Origin of the sequence: Bacteroides acidifaciens, assembly GCF_024623065.1 — a bacterium.
In the GTDB taxonomy this organism is placed as follows: domain Bacteria; phylum Bacteroidota; class Bacteroidia; order Bacteroidales; family Bacteroidaceae; genus Bacteroides; species Bacteroides acidifaciens.
Genome location: NZ_JANJZR010000085.1, coordinates 1 through 17,307 on the forward strand (window position 1 = coordinate 1; position 17,307 = coordinate 17,307).

The window sequence follows — 17,307 nt, forward strand, 5'->3', positions numbered from 1 at the left end:
AAAAATGCTTGGAATTTTCAAAGTGCATGACCGATAGTCAGTTAAAAGCCATTAACCCTTTTATCCAAAATGAGATTTACACAGCCATTGCGTAACAGTTACATATAACTACCTGATTAACAGTGGTACATTATAGCATCAAAGTTAAATGAAAGAGCCGTGTGCCTATTAGATTCTTATAAAGACAAAGCTAATGGGTACGATTACTCGTATAATGACAACAGCATAAACAGAACCGCATCATTAATATGAGCCAGTAGAAATAAACACCACAAATCTCATATATTACCAACGGTTAGCTACTTGATAATCTATTAGGAACTGTCGTCTTTTTATAGTCCACATATACAGACCGAATGCTTACCACTCAAATCGGGTTATTAAGCCATTATAATCCGATTTATATGGACTCATTTCAACAAAAACAAGCCATTTTATGCTTTTTCTCCTTCCATTAGACTGTTTTATTAATGATAGATACCCTATTTTTACTAGAAAAATAATGATAGATATTTTATTATCTTAGTAACAGATATCACAACCTATTCAAGATGTTTTTTCAACCAAGGAAGTATCAACTCCGACTTAAAATAATGATTGCCCCCGTCCACATTCACCAGTTTATAAAACTCATTCCTATCGAGCCCTTCTGGCAGTGCCTTTATATCTGTCCGACTATGCGGATCAGCGTATTTTGGATAATGATGTATCTCAACATTCTCCAAACGTCCGGTCATCTTATAAGCGGCACGTACTAAATCCAAATCACGGTCTAGTCCACCTTCTGTCAGTATAACAGGACGGGGAGCCAGAGAGGCTACAATATCCGGAAAATTAAATTTACGCCAGAAGTCCGGTATCAAATGGCGGATAGAATTTGGGAAAGGTCGTATACCCGTCTTGTCCGGAGCAATCATAACCAATGCCCGTTCCTGTGTATGACACAGAAAATCATTATAAACAAAAGCGTAGATAGATGTATCCAGTGTTCCTAATACCATCAAAGGTTCTGTCCCCAAAGAAAAACCACTTACAATAATCCGGTCTTTACGGATATAGGACTGCATTTTCATCCATTGAAGAACTTGCATATCAAGAAATGAAGTATATCCGAGATAGCTCCACCCCAATTCTAACAAGATGCGTGACACTAAATCGTAGTTATAATTCCTTCCGCGGGCATAACGTTCCAAATCAGAAGCTTCACCGGCTGCCGGATTGTCTACGGCTACCGCCACATAACCCGCTTTCGCAAAGTTGCGTGCCATCGTTACTTTGGGATTCAAATAATCATCATTCAGCCTCGGAGCAACTCCTGGCTCTCCCGCCAATCCTTCCTTACTGCCACCTGAACCGGGGATACATAGAATAGCGGGAACAGGTTGCCGCAGAGAATCTGGTATCAATACTAAAAAGGTAGAGACACACTCGAGCAAAGGATAAAATTCCCATTTCTCCAGTTTGTAACCGTCGCACTGTTTGCTGTACAGCCGTTTAGGCGACAACATATCTTTCACTTCGGGAAATTTCATGATTTCCTGCATTGACTTCCGTACTTTATGCTGCCATTCACGGAATTCTTCGGCAGTCATATCCGGCTGAAATGCACATTCCGGTTTTATGTTCGCGAGCATTGCATGGACAACTCCATAAGTACTCAGGAATCGTCCGTCTTGTCTTTCTGATTGAATGATAGTATGTTCCCGTCCTGTCACATCAGGAATTTGAGCAAGACTGTTGGCATGCACCAATAGTAATAACAAAACAGCTATTATGTTCTTTTTCATTGTAATGTCTGTATTATAAAAGTTATCTTATCATCTTTTATACTGAAAAAGAATCCTTGGCATGATTCTTCAAAACATGCCAAGGATTTATGGACATGAAAAGTAAATGTCTAGTTGGCAGTATTGTCTCTCATACAACGGACACCAAAACCAAATGTACGCTTATTTCCTTTAGGTGTATTACAATTCGTAGTATCGTAATAGAACTGTGCCCCGAAGTCTTTTTTGGCTGCGGCATTACTCCATAGACTGACACATCCATTACTTGCAGGGGCTACCCGCTGCAATGCTCCGTTATTGATAAAACCGGTACTAGGATAAATAACCGTTCCGCCATTTGCAAAAGTAACGCCACCTTGTTTCGTTATATCACCTGAAGCACTGGTAGTCACAGCACCAGTTTTATGATTGCCACCGCTGATTGTCGATGTAAATCCACTCCACACATAAGGATGAGGGACACGATAACCCGGCGGACATGGATCATAGATTGACTTTGAACCGATAGAGCCGTCTCCACCGCCAGTAGCATACACTGTTGAATTTCCCCATAAATCATAAGCGTCTTCATTCAACCAATTATCTCCCTTAATATATTTCATCGGATATTTGGCTATATCTTCTCTTGATATCAATGTTGTAACTGTAAAGTCCCAACTTACAACCTCATTATCCTTGTCATAAACTGTGGCATGTGCATTTGCCTCACCATCACTCGGGCCGATAATCGGGTCTTTACGCCCCCATTGATAAAACAAACCATGCGAACCTTTAGGATCAGTAGCCGCCGACCACAGTTTGTCATCCGTTGCACCCAAGTTACGATCCATCATCATAGGTGACTGAAAAGCGGGGTATGCGCTATAATCTGCATGCACAGTATATGTTTGCACTTTAGCGTCCAAATCCACATCTGTAACCCAAATATGCCAACTCCAGACAATCATCCCTGCGCCATCATAAGCGGCAATAACCGCATTACCTGCCTTTAACGCCGTTTCTTCCGAACCGTTCAAGGTAAAATAGATATAATCATTTTTCAGTTTCACACCGGATATCAGGCTTCTTTCGCTTTGCCAAAGAATCGAAGCCGATGCAGGAGCTAACGGCGAAGGAGTGATACCTTTCTTTGTATCATCACCTTCTACTGCCGGAGTAATCGCTCCATTACCCATAACGGTAGCCTTAAAGCGATATTCCTGCCCTGCCTTTCCTGCCACATAACAGTTTGCCGTTTCCGTTGCACTCAAATCAATGGATAAGTCTTCCAAAAGTTCGGCTGTCAGATTGTCCAGTTCCAAATTCAATGTGTTAATGTCACCAGCAAGTATATTGACAGAAGCAATCCTGCCTGTCAGGCTAAGATCATCCTCCCCTGCTTTTTCAATCGCTACCTTTACGTTACATTGTTTCGCTGACAAGTCTATAGGATTCATAGACATATATCCGTGAAAGACCTCGTTCGCAGCAAGTACCGGAGCATTGTCTACTCTCAACTCTATTTTTGAAGAGCCATCGGCTATAGCAAACTGACTGGTAGTAAGGTCAAATTTATAATCACCCGCCAAAGCAATGCCATCCTCCGTAGAAAACTCGATGGACTTCACTTTCCAACCGACATACTTGGCCAATGTCTTGCAACTGATGTCTAAATATCCCAATGCATGTCTAAAGGTCATCGGAACAGCAGTTTCCACCTCGGCAGACTTAGCCGTCGCATACATCAAGGCAGTGTTCGTCAAATGAGCGTTTGATGTGCCCGACTGTAATTGCGAGTTACTCAAAACTCCGGCCACTGCTTTCGCTGACGTATTATCCTTATTATAAGGAATATAAGCATAGAAAGTATGTTCTCCCGTTTCTTTGCCCCACACTACCTGTGTGTAGAACATTCCCTCGGTCTGTCCCACATAAGGAGCTGCAACTCCCACAACAAGATTGACTGTTTTTGTCTGTTTGCAGAAGAAACCAATTTTACTATCTGCCGCCCAAACTGTCTTGTTATCACCCAACTGTGACTGGCAACTAAGAAAGATCTGATTTCCTCCCGCCGGATGCGTAAAATCTGTCTGGGCATAGTCATCGTCACTGCATGCAGTGACAAGAAACGCTGCACAAAGTCCTAAGACTGGGAATATAGATTGTTTTTTCATCTTTGTATGATTTAATTTTTAATGAATGATATAAATCTGACAGGCAGATTAATAACCTGGTGTCTGCTGTACTAACGGGTCTTTCGACATTACCGCAGCATCGACAGGCCATAACAAATGTTTCTCGACAAAGTCGCCCGTAACGCTAATCTGAAGAGCTTTAGCCAATTCTCCATCCTTCATACGGCGAATGTCATACCAATGCTTACCTTCACCTACAAACTCTTTGGAGCGTTCTTCTAGAATTGCATCTTCCGCCGTTTCACCTTCACGAGGGTATTTATTGACAGCATAAGCGGAACCGTATGCACGCTCACGAATACTATTGATGTAAGCGGCAGGATCACCTCCCTGCAATGCCACGATTTCAGCCAGTAATAACTGCAAATCCGCATAGCGATAGATAGGCCAGTCGTTCGTAAACTTACGTATATCATTGTCCAATTCTCCTTTATATTTATTCAAAAGTATAGCTGCCGCTCCACCGTCTACCTTATATACATCAAAGAAAGTGGCGCTACGACGGATATCGTTTTCACTGAATGTATCAAAAAACTCTTTCGCATACTGGTAGTTGGATGCAGTACCATTCAGTTTCAATGGGTTCACATTGTCACCTTTGTACTCTACACCGTCCGCATTTTCAAAACCGACCAGATTGGTATTGGTAGGATACATGAACTTGCTGAAGAAGTTTTCTTTCTCATTCAGCATATAACGGATAACGAATATCATTTCTTTGTTATCTTTCTTCGTTACATCAAAAACGTCCTCAAAGCTGGTTTTGGAAGCAAAGCCATACTTGCCGCAATCAATGATATCCTGCAACGCTTGCTTGGCAGCTGCCAAGTCGGCTGATATATTTTTTGAGTAGACGTTTGTACCGCCAATAGGTTTTACTTTACATCCCCACAACAGGATTTCAGCTCTCAACATTTTTGTTGCCGCCTTGCTCCAATAAGAACTTTTGTCTGTAGAATTGATGGTAAACGCGTCATCTGCGAAATAATCTTCCGATGCCTTGATGTCTTTTACAAGGAAATCATAGACTTCTTCTTCCGTGGCCCGCGGCTGATTCAAGTCGGAAGGAGTAAAGCTACCATCCATCACGCGTGCTGTTTCAATCAGAGGAACTCCGCCATAGGTACGGAACAGATGAAAGTAATAAAAACTTCTCAATCCGTGCAACACGCCCATATAATAGCTCTTTTCTGTTTCATTCAAAGCAGAAACACCGGGGACGGACTGGATGGCATGGTTAATCTGCATAATGTCCATATAGAAATTGCCCCAGTTATTTATCACATAATTAGCTTCTGAAAGATTGTTTGTCACAGCCGGCACATCGCTAATAGTCTGATTAAACAAAGAAGAGTTTGAGTTGTAAAAAGTCCCGCCTCTAAGTTCACCCATCTTGAATAATACTTCCTGACGCTCGCGGACACGATAATGCAAGCCACGCACAAAGCGTTCCGCTTGATCTTTGGTACTCCAATAATTACTGATACCGTAGGAGTCTACCGGACTCAAGTCCAAATAATCGCAAGACTGCATGGTTCCTATTAACAACACTAATAATGTATATTTTATTTTTTTCATAATGCTATCTTTCTTTATGATTTTAGAACACAACCTTTAATCCCATCAGAACTGTCTTCGGCAAAGCATATCCACCCTTGTTGCTACTGGTGGTTCCATACTCGGGAGTGTAGAGACGATTGTCCGTTATGTAGAATAAATTCTGTCCGGTAAGCGTCACCGTCACTTTATCTATGAGGGCTTTCTTAGTCCACTGCGAAGGTAAATCGTAGCTCAAGGAAATCTCACGGGCACATAGGTATGAAGCATCTTCCCAAAACAATGAAGTATTGCGGGTATAGTTCTTTTTAAAGCTAGTGTCGTTAGTCATCAATACCGGAAGTTCCGCACCCAAATTATCTTCTGTCCATGTCTTTTTAGCCAGATCCGGGACATTAAAGTGACCGGAAGTGATACCCATGAAATATTGATAACCGCTATTCCATTTCTTGTATCCCAATGCATAGTCAAATCGGGCAAATAAGGTCAGACCTTTCCATGTAACGGACGTATTGAAACCACCCATCCATTTTGGAATTTCATTACCAAGCCTCACCTGATCGTATGTATCGATAGTTCCGTCACCATTCACATCGTACCAGACAGCATCACCCGGAGCTAACTGTTGCGCATTTTTCTGCTGTTCAACTGTCAATTGCGCATAAGCTACCGGACCATATACCGGTTTAGAAGGAATCTTATCTACGTAATAAGCATAGTTTGCCAAATCGGCTTCGTCACGCACAACGCCCATCATTTTGAATCCGTAGATATCGCCATAAGACTGTCCTTCCTGTATTCCACCTTTCCAGACGGTTTCGTTACTACCTTTACCTTTGTAAACTTCCGTTCCACCTTGACGGTTGTTCTCATTACCATTATCAGGTAATTGCAGGATTTTGGATTTCACAAAAGTAATGTTGGTACCTATATTCCACTTAAAGTCCTTACGGTCAAAAATACGGTAATTGACTTCAAGCTCCATACCCTGGCTACGCACAGCGCCGTTGTTTGTCGTCATTGAGCCTACGCCGGATGAAGAAGCCAAAGGTACATTGGCAATCAAATCGGTAGTTTTCTTGTTAAAGTAACCTACTGTCAGGTCTACTTTATTAAACAGTCCTAATTCTATAGCAGTATCAAAAGAGGTGGTTTTCTCCCAACGCAGTCCGGGATATGCAATATCGTCAATCAACAGGCCGTAGATGCCGTTGTAGTTACCGGCTGTTCCATAACTGCCTTGTAGTTCGTACAGTCCGATGCCATTCACGTTACCATTCTGCCCGTATCCCATACGTACTTTCATGTTGGAAAATATATCCAGATATTTCTCCATGAATTCCTCACGATATACGTTCCATGCGGCACTGACACCAGGGAAAAATCCCCAGCGGTTGTCCACCAGTTTGGAGTAACCGTCGTAACGTCCGGAGAAAGAGAAAAGATACTTGCTCTTATAATCGTAGGTAGCATTCAGGAAACCGGACATGATGCGCTCCTGTGTGTGAGTGGTAGACATGTTACGGGTGGATTTTCCATTTGCGTCCAACGGGGCAGTGAACTGCAATCCGATAAAGTCATCGGAAGTAGCTCCCTGACCTGATGCCGAGAGTCCATAGTTGTATTTGTCTATCATTTCAAAACCACCGACTGCACTGACACTGTGTTCACCGAATGATGCATTGTAATTCAGGATGGCGTTGTAAGTCTGATCCAGTTTACGTGCATAAGTAGCAGAAGCCTTGCGGTTAGAATTCAACTTACCGGGAGCGGTAGGCAACTCTTTATCAAAAGATTCTGTTTCCTTCATCCAAAGATACCACATACCGCTCAGTTTCAGGCTCAGTCCTTTCATCAAATCCACTTGAAAAGAAGTTCCCAGCGTAGTCTTGTAAGCCGTATTTCTGCGATAGTAGTAGTTCTTCATCTCATTCCAGTTGGCATTCTGAGTATTATTGAGTAGTGTGATAACCGTTCCGTCCAAATTAGCTCCTTTGAAAGTAGGCGGAGCTGCAGCCACAACACTCCAGAAATTAGCGTCGCTCATGTAGTTGGGATTAGTTTCCGAACGTGAGAAATTCACGAAACCGGAAGCTTTCAGCCAACTCTTGATCTTATATTCACCATTCAGGTTGAAAGACAGACGTTGGTATCCCGACTCCAATGGAAAACCTGTTTCATCGTAATACCCGATACTTGAGTAGTATTTACCTTTATCGTTTCCGCCGGAGAAAGAGACATTATAATCCTGAGTCCAAGCATCCTGCGTATTCAACTTCATAAAATCAGTTTCCTTGAACAATAGATAATTGTCTGACGCCGGATCTTTCATCGATTGCCAACCATAATCCAAAAGGTATTTGTTCTTATCCGTCAGAATCGAGGTACTATATATACCATTGCTGCTTTTATTTCCATCGGCAGTGATGTCATTTCCTGTACCCCATCCGTTCACAAGATTCATGTCGTCTCCGCTACGCTTAGCCGCCATACGTTCCCAATACAGATAATCGCGGGCATTCATAAAATCGTAGTTGTCGCGAGCAAAACCTTTACCGATATTTACGTTCAATGTTACGGTTGTTTTCCCCACATGACCGCTTTTTGTGGTCACCAGAACTACGCCGTTATTAGCACGTGCACCATAAAGCGCTGTCGCAGCAGCATCTTTCAAGACTTCGATAGATTCTATATCGTTACTGTTGATATCGTTCATATCGTCTTTCTGCACACCATCAATAATATACAACGGACTACCGGAACCGTTCAAAGAAGCACCTGCACGTACTTGAATGGAAGGTCCTGCTCCCGGCTGACCGGAAGTCTGCGTAACACGCACACCGGTAACCGTACCCGCCAAAGCTGTCAACGGATTGGAGCGTACACCTTTCTCCAAAACTTCGGAAGAGACTTTGGATATAGCCGCAGTCAGTTTATCTTTAGTTACGGTTTTACCATAACCTGTGACAATGACTTCCTGTAAACCTATGGCATCATCTTTCATCACTACCATAATATTCTTACGTCCATCCACGTGAATATTCTGTTGAACATAACCTATGTATGAAAAAGCAAGAACTGATTTACTCTCTGTCAATGTTAACGTATATTTTCCATCCAAATCTGTAATAGCACCATTTGATGTGCCCACTTCCAATACGGAGACACCAATCAAAGGCTCTCCAGCAACATCTTTCACAACGCCACTTACCGTTTGCCCGACTTGTGCGTATATGCTGCCAATGGAGCAAAGTATGGCCACTACCATGAAAATTACTTCACGGCAGTACTTTAAATGTATTTTTCGCATATTAAAGAGGTTTTTTTGTAGATAATATAAATAATTCCAATCTCATCCATTCGGCCGGACGAGTTGATAGTTTTTGGAATCCCGGTCCATTACCGAGTTCGGCAACAATAGCCATATCACCATCAGGCAGAAGTGCCATACATGTGTATCCTGCCGCTTTGTCATAAAGCACCATATGATCTGCCGGATCGAATGTATGCGAATGGCCACCAAAGAATTTGGCTTTCGCCAAATATAGTATACCACGATCATCATGAGCTGTTGTCTCGATAATCCCTTTCGCCCCACAGTAATACATCCAGCCATCCTTTACGATAACACTTCCCGCACAGCCTTTGGCTGGAGTTGGTAGTGCTATCGGATCATAATCTGAAAAAGAAGGCCATTTGGCCCCACCATCTGTACTTACATAATTTTGACGGTGTCCATTATAACGGATATTTCCAATTAATGCACCATCAGGAGCTTCCGTTACCATCCATTCACCAGACTTATTAGGTTGTCCGGTTTCCCATGTCCCCCCGTTATCATCCGACCACATAGCTGTATTCCCGCCATTTGAAACGGTCCCTGCGGCTTCATTCACTTTGAAAGTGCGTATAGGGACAATCAGACGATTCTTATATTGCTCACTTGATGTCATTTGCACTCCGGAGCCAGGACCGAAGCTACCAATCATTCTTGTCGCACCGCTAAAAATACCAATTTCCACCTCGTCTGTGAGATCTTTTCTTGTCCAATTTAATCCATCATCTTCCGAAGTGTACATGATAGCTCTATTATTATAGCCTTGTTTGGCAGACTCCTTGCCTACAGCATCCCACAAAGAAGTAAACAAAAAGATTTTCCCTGTAACTTGGTCAACGACAACAGTCGGGTCCATATATGACAACTTCGACGAAGTAGCTTGATTAGTTAAATTCTTTTCAGTCCATGTTATCCCCTTATCAGTACTACGCTTCATCAAAATATCCGTCCGACCAGCTTTGTCTTGCCAAGTTCCATAGCGAGCTTCACAAAAAACGAGTATGCTACCTTTCTTTGTAACCGCGATAGCAGGAACACGATATGAAATGTCATTACTTGCTTTCGAACTGAATACAGTAATTGTTGGAGAAGCTATCTCCCATATCGGTTCAAAATCAGGATCAGGATTTAGACCCACTACTTCGTCCGGATAAGGTACCGGCCTGAAGTCGTTAACATTATCATCCGAGCAGGCATTAAAAAAGAACAATCCAATGCCTAAAGCTAAAACATTAAATAAGTGTTTCATAAAAAAATTAAAGATTAATAATAGGCACTAAAATTAAATCTAGCTTCATCCAATCAGCCGGACGTTTAAGAGGTTTTATATTAGGTAATGATTTGCGAGTAAACGATTGCGTATCTGCTGTTTCAAAGATTATCGCCATTCGTTCATCTGGTAGTAAAGCCATACAGCTATATCCGGAAGCTTTGTCACATAAAAGCAGACCATCATTCCAAGTTCTTCCGCCATTACAGCTTTTATATAAAGTCAATCCAGCTCTTTCGTCATATTGCGGTGTTTCCGGAATTCCCTTTATTCCGGAGAAATAAAGATTTGCATTTTCCCCTAACACACTAGCTTGGCAGCCTTTAGACACACCAGGCAGAGCCGACTCTTTCATTGCTTTACTCCAAGTCATGCCTCCATCTTTGCTATATGCTACCATACGTGCACCTGATACTCGAGCATTATACACTAAAACTCCATTTGGAGATTCTGCAATCTGGAACTCATTATCTGTATCCCCATTCTCTCCTACCGTCCACGTTTCACCATGATTGTCAGAAAAAATAGCAACGTCGTGTGCTGTTTTTCTTTCCATATCAGAAATACGGGCTGGCAGAATTAAACGTCCTTTGTACTTCTCACCTACCATCTGCAATCCTGCTCCCGGACCAAAACCATATATATAACGTCCATCTGGCATTAAAGATGCAGTAACATCGGCAGGAGTAGACCATGTCTGACCATTATCATCCGAAGTAATAAGAATGGCACGGTTGCCAGCTCCTGAATGATCATCCACCGGCCAGAAAGTCGTAAAAAGAAAGACTCTGCCAGTACTTGAATCCAAAATGGGAGTTGGATCCATATAAGCACCAGTGATTCCTTTTGTCAAATCCTGCATAACCGACCATGTCTGACCATTATCTGTACTACGCTTCACTACTACATCTGTACGACTTTTATCTTGCCAACTTTCTCTACGTGCTTCACAAAACACAAGTAAGGAACCATCTTTAACTATCAATAATGAAGGGATACGATAACTATTCACATTATCATCCCCGGCAGAAAACACGGTGTATTTAGGAAACTCAGAAAAAGTGTTTTTAGCACCGGACTGTGCTTCTCCTTTCATACAAGAAAAGAGAAGCATAAGTCCTGCTAACAATGTGTTTTTCAATATACGCATAGTAATAGTTTTAGATTTTATCTTTAAAAGCTACGTACTACTTCAAAGAAGTTCCTTACAAAGCATATAACTACGAATCATCATGCGAGGTATATGGAAAGGACCTTTAAAAAGATTCCCTTTGGCGGGTTGGGCTACGGTACCGTCACGATGAAGATAGCCATACCATTCTCCGTACTCCTTATCGGGAAAATGAGCGTACGTCCAATCACTGATCTGCTTGTGCATCTGAAGATATTTTTCATCTCCGGTAGCTTGATAAGCATATAAAGTAGCAATAATAGCTTCTGTTTGCGGCCACCAGAATTTCATATCCTGGGAATAGTCTTGAACCGGAAGATTACGACAGTCACGAAAATTGATGATTCCACCGAACTCCTTGTCCCATCCCCATTCCCAAGACCAATCAAGAATTTGAAGAGCCAATTGGAGTAAATCTTTATCCCAGTTGCGATATTTGGCTTCTTCCATGATGAACCAGGCTGTTTCAATACAATGTCCCGGATTTATGAGACGTCCGTTACAAGTATCAATAAATTCACCATTGGGTCCTACCATCTCAAGCAAAGCTTTAAATTCGGGATGAATGAAGTATTGACGCAATGCTGCAATCGACCGGTCGATCTGTTCTGTCAACACCGGGTCGTCAACAACCATACGGATCCGAGAAGCTGTATTAATCAAAATCATCGTAATTGAATGACCTCGTGCCTCCAATGAAGGCAGATATTTCGGTTCCAGCAAACCAGGAGTTTGTAAGAAATGCTGTATACTCTTGAAAATCTCCAAAGCTCTTTCAGCATATTTATTGTCACCGGTTGCCAAAGCGTATTCAGCCATTGCAATAGCAGCAAACCCTTCAGAGAACACATAACGACGTTTACGCAAAGGAGTACCTTCTTCCGTTACTTCAAAAAACATGTGTCCATCCGTATCAAAGCAATGGGCTTCTATAAAGTCAATACAACTTTTCGAAGCGGAAAGCCATTCGGGATTCTTTTCTATATTATTATATGCAAATGCTGCAATGAAACCAAAACGTCCCTGAAACCACACAGACTTTGTGGTATCTATTATACTGCCATCGCGATCAATACAAGTATAAACACCGCCATGCTTACGATCCAAGCCATGCTTCATCCAGAACGGCATAATGTCGTTCATTATGTCGTCCTTATAAGATGCAGCCCATTGATTAATATATTCTGTTTCGTTCATGCCTCGTACAATTAGAATTTGTTACAACGTTCGAAGAAATGGATTGCTTCCAATTCTGCTCTCATCTGCGCCTCTTCTGCATCTGTCATATTCTGAAATGGGGTACGGTTCTTACCTAAATCAAGGCCTATCAATTTCATTATGCGTTTTCCACCAACTATATTTCCACGGAAATGGCAGATAACGTTAATCACTTCTTGTGAGAAGTTCTGACGTTCACGGGCTGTCTCCAAATCACCGGCTTTCCATGCATCAATAATACCAACCAATTCTTTTCCGTTATAATTGGTAGTTCCGCCAATGCCACCCTGAGCACCGCCCATAGCCAGACAAGGAAGAATCGTTTCGTCCTGACCATGCAGCATATCGAATTTACCATTCTTATATAAACGACACTGATTGTACTCATACATGCTTTCAAATGTATATTTGATACCTGCGAAATTAGGAATACGTCCGTCTACTGCTTCCAACAATTTAACCATTGGCAAAAAAGCACCATTAAATGCCGGAATATGATAATAATAGAAAGGAAGTTCGGGTGCACCGGATGCAATCTCTTCGATGTACTTAACTAATTCTTCAATACGTCCAATCTTCGGAAAAGGTGGAGCCATAGCACCAATCCCCCATGCACCGATTTTCTGTGCATGTTCGGCCAGCATACGGCTCGCCTTCACACAGCAACTACCAACATGCACAATTACTTTAAAGCCTTCGGGTGCAACAGACACCCAGCGTTCGGCCAGTCGCATGCGTTCTTCTTCTGTCAGCATATAGCCTTCACCGGAAGATCCATTGATAAAAACTCCTTGCAGCCCATTCTTTACCAACATTTTGGCGTACGCTTCAATTGGTTCTAAATTTATTTCACCATTTTCATAAAAAGGAGTAAACGGTGCATCAATAAGTCCTTTAATTCGTTCCATCATTTTATTTTTTATAAAGTTAGTATTATTCTCAATCTACCATATTATCCGTCTTCGGTCTTAAGAAATAGATTTGAAGTACCAATGCCACAGTCACTACAATACTCAACATTGCAAATCCTTGTCCCAAGCTTCCACCATCTGTCCACTTGCCAAGAAGTTCGGTCACGGCAGCCCCGGCAAATACTCCGGTCATATTCATTATGCCATAAGCAGTTGCACGGTGTTTTGCCGATACAAACTGACATAGGATAGGCATATTATTTGCATCAAATATTCCAAAACCAATACCAAAAAGCAGACCTGCACCAATCACACTGATAAAACTATGACCAAAACCGAGCAAAAGCAACGCCGGTATAGTCATCCCCAGGCCAATAGCTCCAGTATAAATACGTCCACGAATATTTTTTTGCACCCAACGGTCGGACAATATTCCACCTAGAATCACACCGATAAAAGACGATACTGCAATTGTTATGGTAGAGATCGGACCTGCCTCGGCCATAGGAATATTCAGACTATCTGCAAACAATGTCGGAAGCCAGTTCTTTGTAGCCCATCCCGGAAGGCTGGGAGCAGCAAAATAAATAAGAATTATCCAAAATGCCCAGTTAGTAAACAGCAGGGAGAGACCACTTATGACAGAAGAGTTCTTCTCTTTAGGAACATTATCTATTTCCTTAATAGCAATATTATGGATAGGATTTTCTTTCAAAAATAATATTAGCACCAAAGAATAGGCGATACCAACAATACCAAACCAATGAAAAGTAGCTTGCCAAGAAAAAGCCGCAGCCGCTGTAGCTCCGAAACCACCGATAGCCTGTCCTACATACAACCCTGTCATATGTACTCCTACCGCTAAAGAACGTGATTTTCCTTCATGCCAATCAGCAATCAACGACAAAGCCGATGGAATATACAACGCTTCACTGACTCCCATTATAGCACGTAACCAATATAGCTCGTGAAAATCTTGAGCATATCCCATCAAGAAAGTAACAGCAGACCAAACAAAAAGACTGCCAACCACCAACCATTTACGATTGACCCTATCTGCTATCATTCCGGCAATAGGACTCATAAAGCCATATATCCACAAGAAAATAGCCATCAAAGCACCAAAAGCTTCTGCTTTATTCAACTCCACAATATCGACTTTCATAGCTTCTTGCATAGTAGAAAGCATCTGACGATCCATATAATTAAGAAGCGCCACTATCCACAATAAACCAACTACCACCCAGGGATAAATACTCTTGTTTTTCATATAAAGTAATTTTTTATGTTTCACTCGCGTTAAATCATTGCAAACGTAATAACATTTTTATTATCATCCAAATATTTAATTAAATATTTTATTATATAATCCTAGATTAATTAATAAGCAATGCATAACAATAGCTTACATAGCTAAAAAAGGTAGCGCTACTACAATAAATAACGCTACCTTTTTGGTATTGAAAACCAACCCAATAATAAATCAAAGCTTTACTTTAGCTATCAACTTACGAATCTTACCATGACCGATAACCGGTGCATGGGGATCCTCCGGATACACAATCACAAATTGCCCCGGCAACAGATTAACATAAGTAGTAGGACGATCTGAATATAAAGCACATTCTTCCTCTTTAGAATATGCCTTAACCTCATTTTGCAAATCCTCTAAAGCCTTCCAGCCAATCGTCTCTGCGCCCTCTAACAGAATATGCACATCAATGTAATCGTGATGCAACTCTAAAACCTGCTCATCAGAAGCTACACACTCCGGATTTACATTATTAATAAACAAGCGCTCACCATCAATCTCAATACGCCCCAAATCCGCGTGAAGTAAATCATGCGTTTTCACATAGCTGAACAGAAGCCCAAACATAGGGTGAAGCCCTTCAATGCGCTGACTATTTTGCAGATTAGATACAATCATATTTCTCCTTTCATTTATAGTTAAACAATATCTGCACAAATATAGAATAAATATTTAATATAAATATCCATATTAATAAATTTATTTATTATATTCACTTGTAAAAGTCAGATATTTCACATTAATCATTTACGCCAAAGAAGAACACAGAAATGGACATTATAACAATTTCAAATTCGGCAGACATCTATTAATAAATAAATTTATTATCTTTGTGGAAAAGAATATAGAAGAACTAAGATGAAACAACATTTACTGAAAGAAATAGAAGCAGGAACCAAAAATGCTCTTCTCAAGAAGAGGATTATTACGCATTATATATATAATGGTAGTTCTACTATTACAGATTTAGCAAAAGAGCTAGATCTTAGCGTTCCAACCGTCACAAAATTCATTAGTGAAATGTGTGAAGAAGGCTATATTAATGATTATGGCAAACTGGAGACAAGTGGTGGACGTTATCCCAGCCTGTATGGTCTTAATCCCGAATCCGGATACTTCATTGGGGTAGACATCAAGAAATTTGCGATTAATATAGGTTTAATCAATTTCAAAGGCGATATGGTAGAATTAAAAATGAATATCCCTTTTAAATCAGAAAATACTTCTGAAGCACTTGATGAGCTATGCAGACTTATTCTTCAATTTATAAAAAAAGTAGATGTTGATAATAATAAAATATTAAATATCAATATAAATGTTTCCGGCAGAGTGAATCCTGAATCCGGTTATAGTTTCAGCCTATTCAATTTCGAAGAAAGACCCTTAGCAGAAGTACTAACTGAGAAAATTGGATTTCGGGTAACGATAGATAATGATACACGCGCCATGACCTATGGAGAATTCATGAAGGGATGCGTAAAAGGAGAAAAAGATATTATCTTTGTAAATGTTAGTTGGGGATTAGGTATCGGCATTATTATTGATGGGAAAATATATACCGGGAAATCGGGCTTTTCCGGAGAATTCGGACATACCAATGTCTTTGACAACGAAATCATTTGTCATTGTGGGAAAAAAGGATGCTTGGAAACCGAAGCGTCCGGCTCCGCCCTTCATAGAATGTTAATCGAACGTATCCAAAACGGAGAAAGTTCTATTTTATCAAACAGAATCTTATCAAAAGATAATGCACTAACTCTTGATGAAATTATCGCTGCCGTGAATAAAGAGGATTTACTCTGTATCGAGATAGTAGAAGAGATTGGACAGAAACTTGGAAAACAGATTGCAGGATTAATAAATATCTTCAATCCCGAATTGGTTATCATAGGCGGAACCCTATCATTAACCGGTGACTATATCACCCAGCCCATCAAAACAGCAGTACGCAAGTATTCTCTAAATTTGGTCAATAAAGATTCAGCCATCATGACTTCCAAATTGAAAGACAAAGCTGGTATTGTAGGGGCTTGCATGCTGGCACGTAGCAGAATGTTCGAGAGTTGATTCTATCTTCTGCGCTGAGAAAGAAAGTTATCTATAAAACGAACAATATAGACTACGGTAACTCCGGCAACAACTAAAACAATAATATGACTTAATATAGATTGTATTTTTATATTTCACATAAAATCCATACAAAAAGACACTCATAGTGGCTCAGTTGCAATTCTTTGGGGATTTGGTTCAGGACACAGCCATATTCATAAAAAATGATTCATTCCCGTGCGAAAATGAACCAAATCTCCAATTATCTGTATCCAAACCGGCTAAAAACTCTCTTACTGATTCTTTATGCTATAATCTGGTTTCAGCCGTTTCAGTTTTATTCGCAAACGCCTTGCTGGAAGGCGATAGCGGCTGAAGGCAGTTTTTTACTTTTTATATTTGGTAGGAGATTTGGCTGTAACAAGTAGGAGACTTGACTGCAACAGGGTCACCCGTAAATTCTAGTGGGGTTATGCATAAATTTTAGTTAGTCTATACAAGAAAAACGGTATATCTATAAC

The 17,307-nt window shown here is 40.9% G+C and carries 11 protein-coding genes; 1 reads left to right on the forward strand and 10 read right to left on the reverse strand.

Going from position 1 to position 17,307, the window contains the following annotated elements; translation table 11 throughout:
- Window positions 1–542: 542 nt before the first annotated feature.
- The 10 genes from NSB03_RS17370 to NSB03_RS17415 form a co-directional block, all read right to left on the reverse strand.
- Window positions 543–1,787 (reverse strand): alpha/beta hydrolase family protein, encoded by a 1,245-nt coding sequence (locus NSB03_RS17370; RefSeq protein WP_257466534.1) that lies wholly within the window; start codon window positions 1,785–1,787, stop codon window positions 543–545.
- 110 nt (window positions 1,788–1,897) lie between these two features.
- Window positions 1,898–3,940, reverse strand: coding sequence for a fimbrillin family protein (locus tag NSB03_RS17375; RefSeq protein ID WP_024988351.1), 2,043 nt, complete (start codon window positions 3,938–3,940; stop codon window positions 1,898–1,900).
- A gap of 48 nt (window positions 3,941–3,988) precedes the next feature.
- Window positions 3,989–5,539: a RagB/SusD family nutrient uptake outer membrane protein gene (locus NSB03_RS17380; protein WP_024988352.1), complete on the reverse strand. Its 1,551-nt coding sequence runs from the start codon at window positions 5,537–5,539 to the stop codon at window positions 3,989–3,991.
- 22 nt (window positions 5,540–5,561) lie between these two features.
- Window positions 5,562–8,828 (reverse strand): SusC/RagA family TonB-linked outer membrane protein, encoded by a 3,267-nt coding sequence (locus tag NSB03_RS17385; RefSeq protein WP_257466535.1) that lies wholly within the window; start codon window positions 8,826–8,828, stop codon window positions 5,562–5,564.
- A gap of 1 nt (window position 8,829) precedes the next feature.
- Complete coding sequence (locus tag NSB03_RS17390; RefSeq protein WP_024988353.1) at window positions 8,830–10,104, reverse strand: sialidase family protein; 1,275 nt, start codon at window positions 10,102–10,104, stop codon at window positions 8,830–8,832.
- A gap of 7 nt (window positions 10,105–10,111) precedes the next feature.
- Window positions 10,112–11,275, reverse strand: coding sequence for a sialidase family protein (locus NSB03_RS17395; RefSeq protein WP_024988354.1), 1,164 nt, complete (start codon window positions 11,273–11,275; stop codon window positions 10,112–10,114).
- A 42-nt stretch (window positions 11,276–11,317) separates the two neighbouring features.
- The gene (locus NSB03_RS17400) at window positions 11,318–12,493 is read right to left on the reverse strand and encodes an AGE family epimerase/isomerase (RefSeq protein WP_024988355.1); all 1,176 of its coding nucleotides are present in this window, start codon (window positions 12,491–12,493) and stop codon (window positions 11,318–11,320) included.
- 11 nt (window positions 12,494–12,504) lie between these two features.
- On the reverse strand, window positions 12,505–13,422 hold the full coding sequence (locus NSB03_RS17405; RefSeq protein ID WP_024988356.1) for a dihydrodipicolinate synthase family protein: 918 nt from the start codon (window positions 13,420–13,422) through the stop codon (window positions 12,505–12,507).
- A 31-nt stretch (window positions 13,423–13,453) separates the two neighbouring features.
- Window positions 13,454–14,695 carry an MFS transporter gene (locus NSB03_RS17410; RefSeq protein ID WP_024988357.1) on the reverse strand — a complete coding sequence of 414 codons (1,242 nt, stop codon included), beginning with the start codon at window positions 14,693–14,695 and terminating at the stop codon, window positions 13,454–13,456.
- Window positions 14,696–14,908: 213 nt separating this feature from the next.
- The gene (locus NSB03_RS17415) at window positions 14,909–15,355 is read right to left on the reverse strand and encodes a NanQ anomerase/TabA/YiaL family protein (protein WP_024988358.1); all 447 of its coding nucleotides are present in this window, start codon (window positions 15,353–15,355) and stop codon (window positions 14,909–14,911) included.
- A 240-nt stretch (window positions 15,356–15,595) separates the two neighbouring features.
- Between NSB03_RS17415 and NSB03_RS17420 the strand changes: the two genes are divergently transcribed.
- Window positions 15,596–16,804 carry an ROK family transcriptional regulator gene (locus NSB03_RS17420; protein WP_024988359.1) on the forward strand — a complete coding sequence of 403 codons (1,209 nt, stop codon included), beginning with the start codon at window positions 15,596–15,598 and terminating at the stop codon, window positions 16,802–16,804.
- The last annotated feature ends 503 nt before the right edge of the window (window positions 16,805–17,307 follow it).

Bases quoted from the DNA above. Each gene is read 5' to 3' on its own strand.
- NSB03_RS17380 (WP_024988352.1), bottom strand. From the start codon at position 5,539: ATGAAAAAAATAAAATATACATTATTAGTGTTGTTAATAGGAACCATG.
- NSB03_RS17415 (WP_024988358.1), bottom strand. From the start codon at position 15,355: ATGATTGTATCTAATCTGCAAAATAGTCAGCGCATTGAAGGGCTTCAC.
- NSB03_RS17390 (WP_024988353.1), bottom strand. From the start codon at position 10,104: ATGAAACACTTATTTAATGTTTTAGCTTTAGGCATTGGATTGTTCTTT.
- NSB03_RS17395 (WP_024988354.1), bottom strand. From the start codon at position 11,275: ATGCGTATATTGAAAAACACATTGTTAGCAGGACTTATGCTTCTCTTT.
- NSB03_RS17410 (WP_024988357.1), bottom strand. From the start codon at position 14,695: ATGAAAAACAAGAGTATTTATCCCTGGGTGGTAGTTGGTTTATTGTGG.
- NSB03_RS17405 (WP_024988356.1), bottom strand. From the start codon at position 13,422: ATGGAACGAATTAAAGGACTTATTGATGCACCGTTTACTCCTTTTTAT.
- NSB03_RS17420 (WP_024988359.1), top strand. From the start codon at position 15,596: ATGAAACAACATTTACTGAAAGAAATAGAAGCAGGAACCAAAAATGCT.
- NSB03_RS17385 (WP_257466535.1), bottom strand. From the start codon at position 8,828: ATGCGAAAAATACATTTAAAGTACTGCCGTGAAGTAATTTTCATGGTA.
- NSB03_RS17370 (WP_257466534.1), bottom strand. From the start codon at position 1,787: ATGAAAAAGAACATAATAGCTGTTTTGTTATTACTATTGGTGCATGCC.
- NSB03_RS17400 (WP_024988355.1), bottom strand. From the start codon at position 12,493: ATGAACGAAACAGAATATATTAATCAATGGGCTGCATCTTATAAGGAC.
- NSB03_RS17375 (WP_024988351.1), bottom strand. From the start codon at position 3,940: ATGAAAAAACAATCTATATTCCCAGTCTTAGGACTTTGTGCAGCGTTT.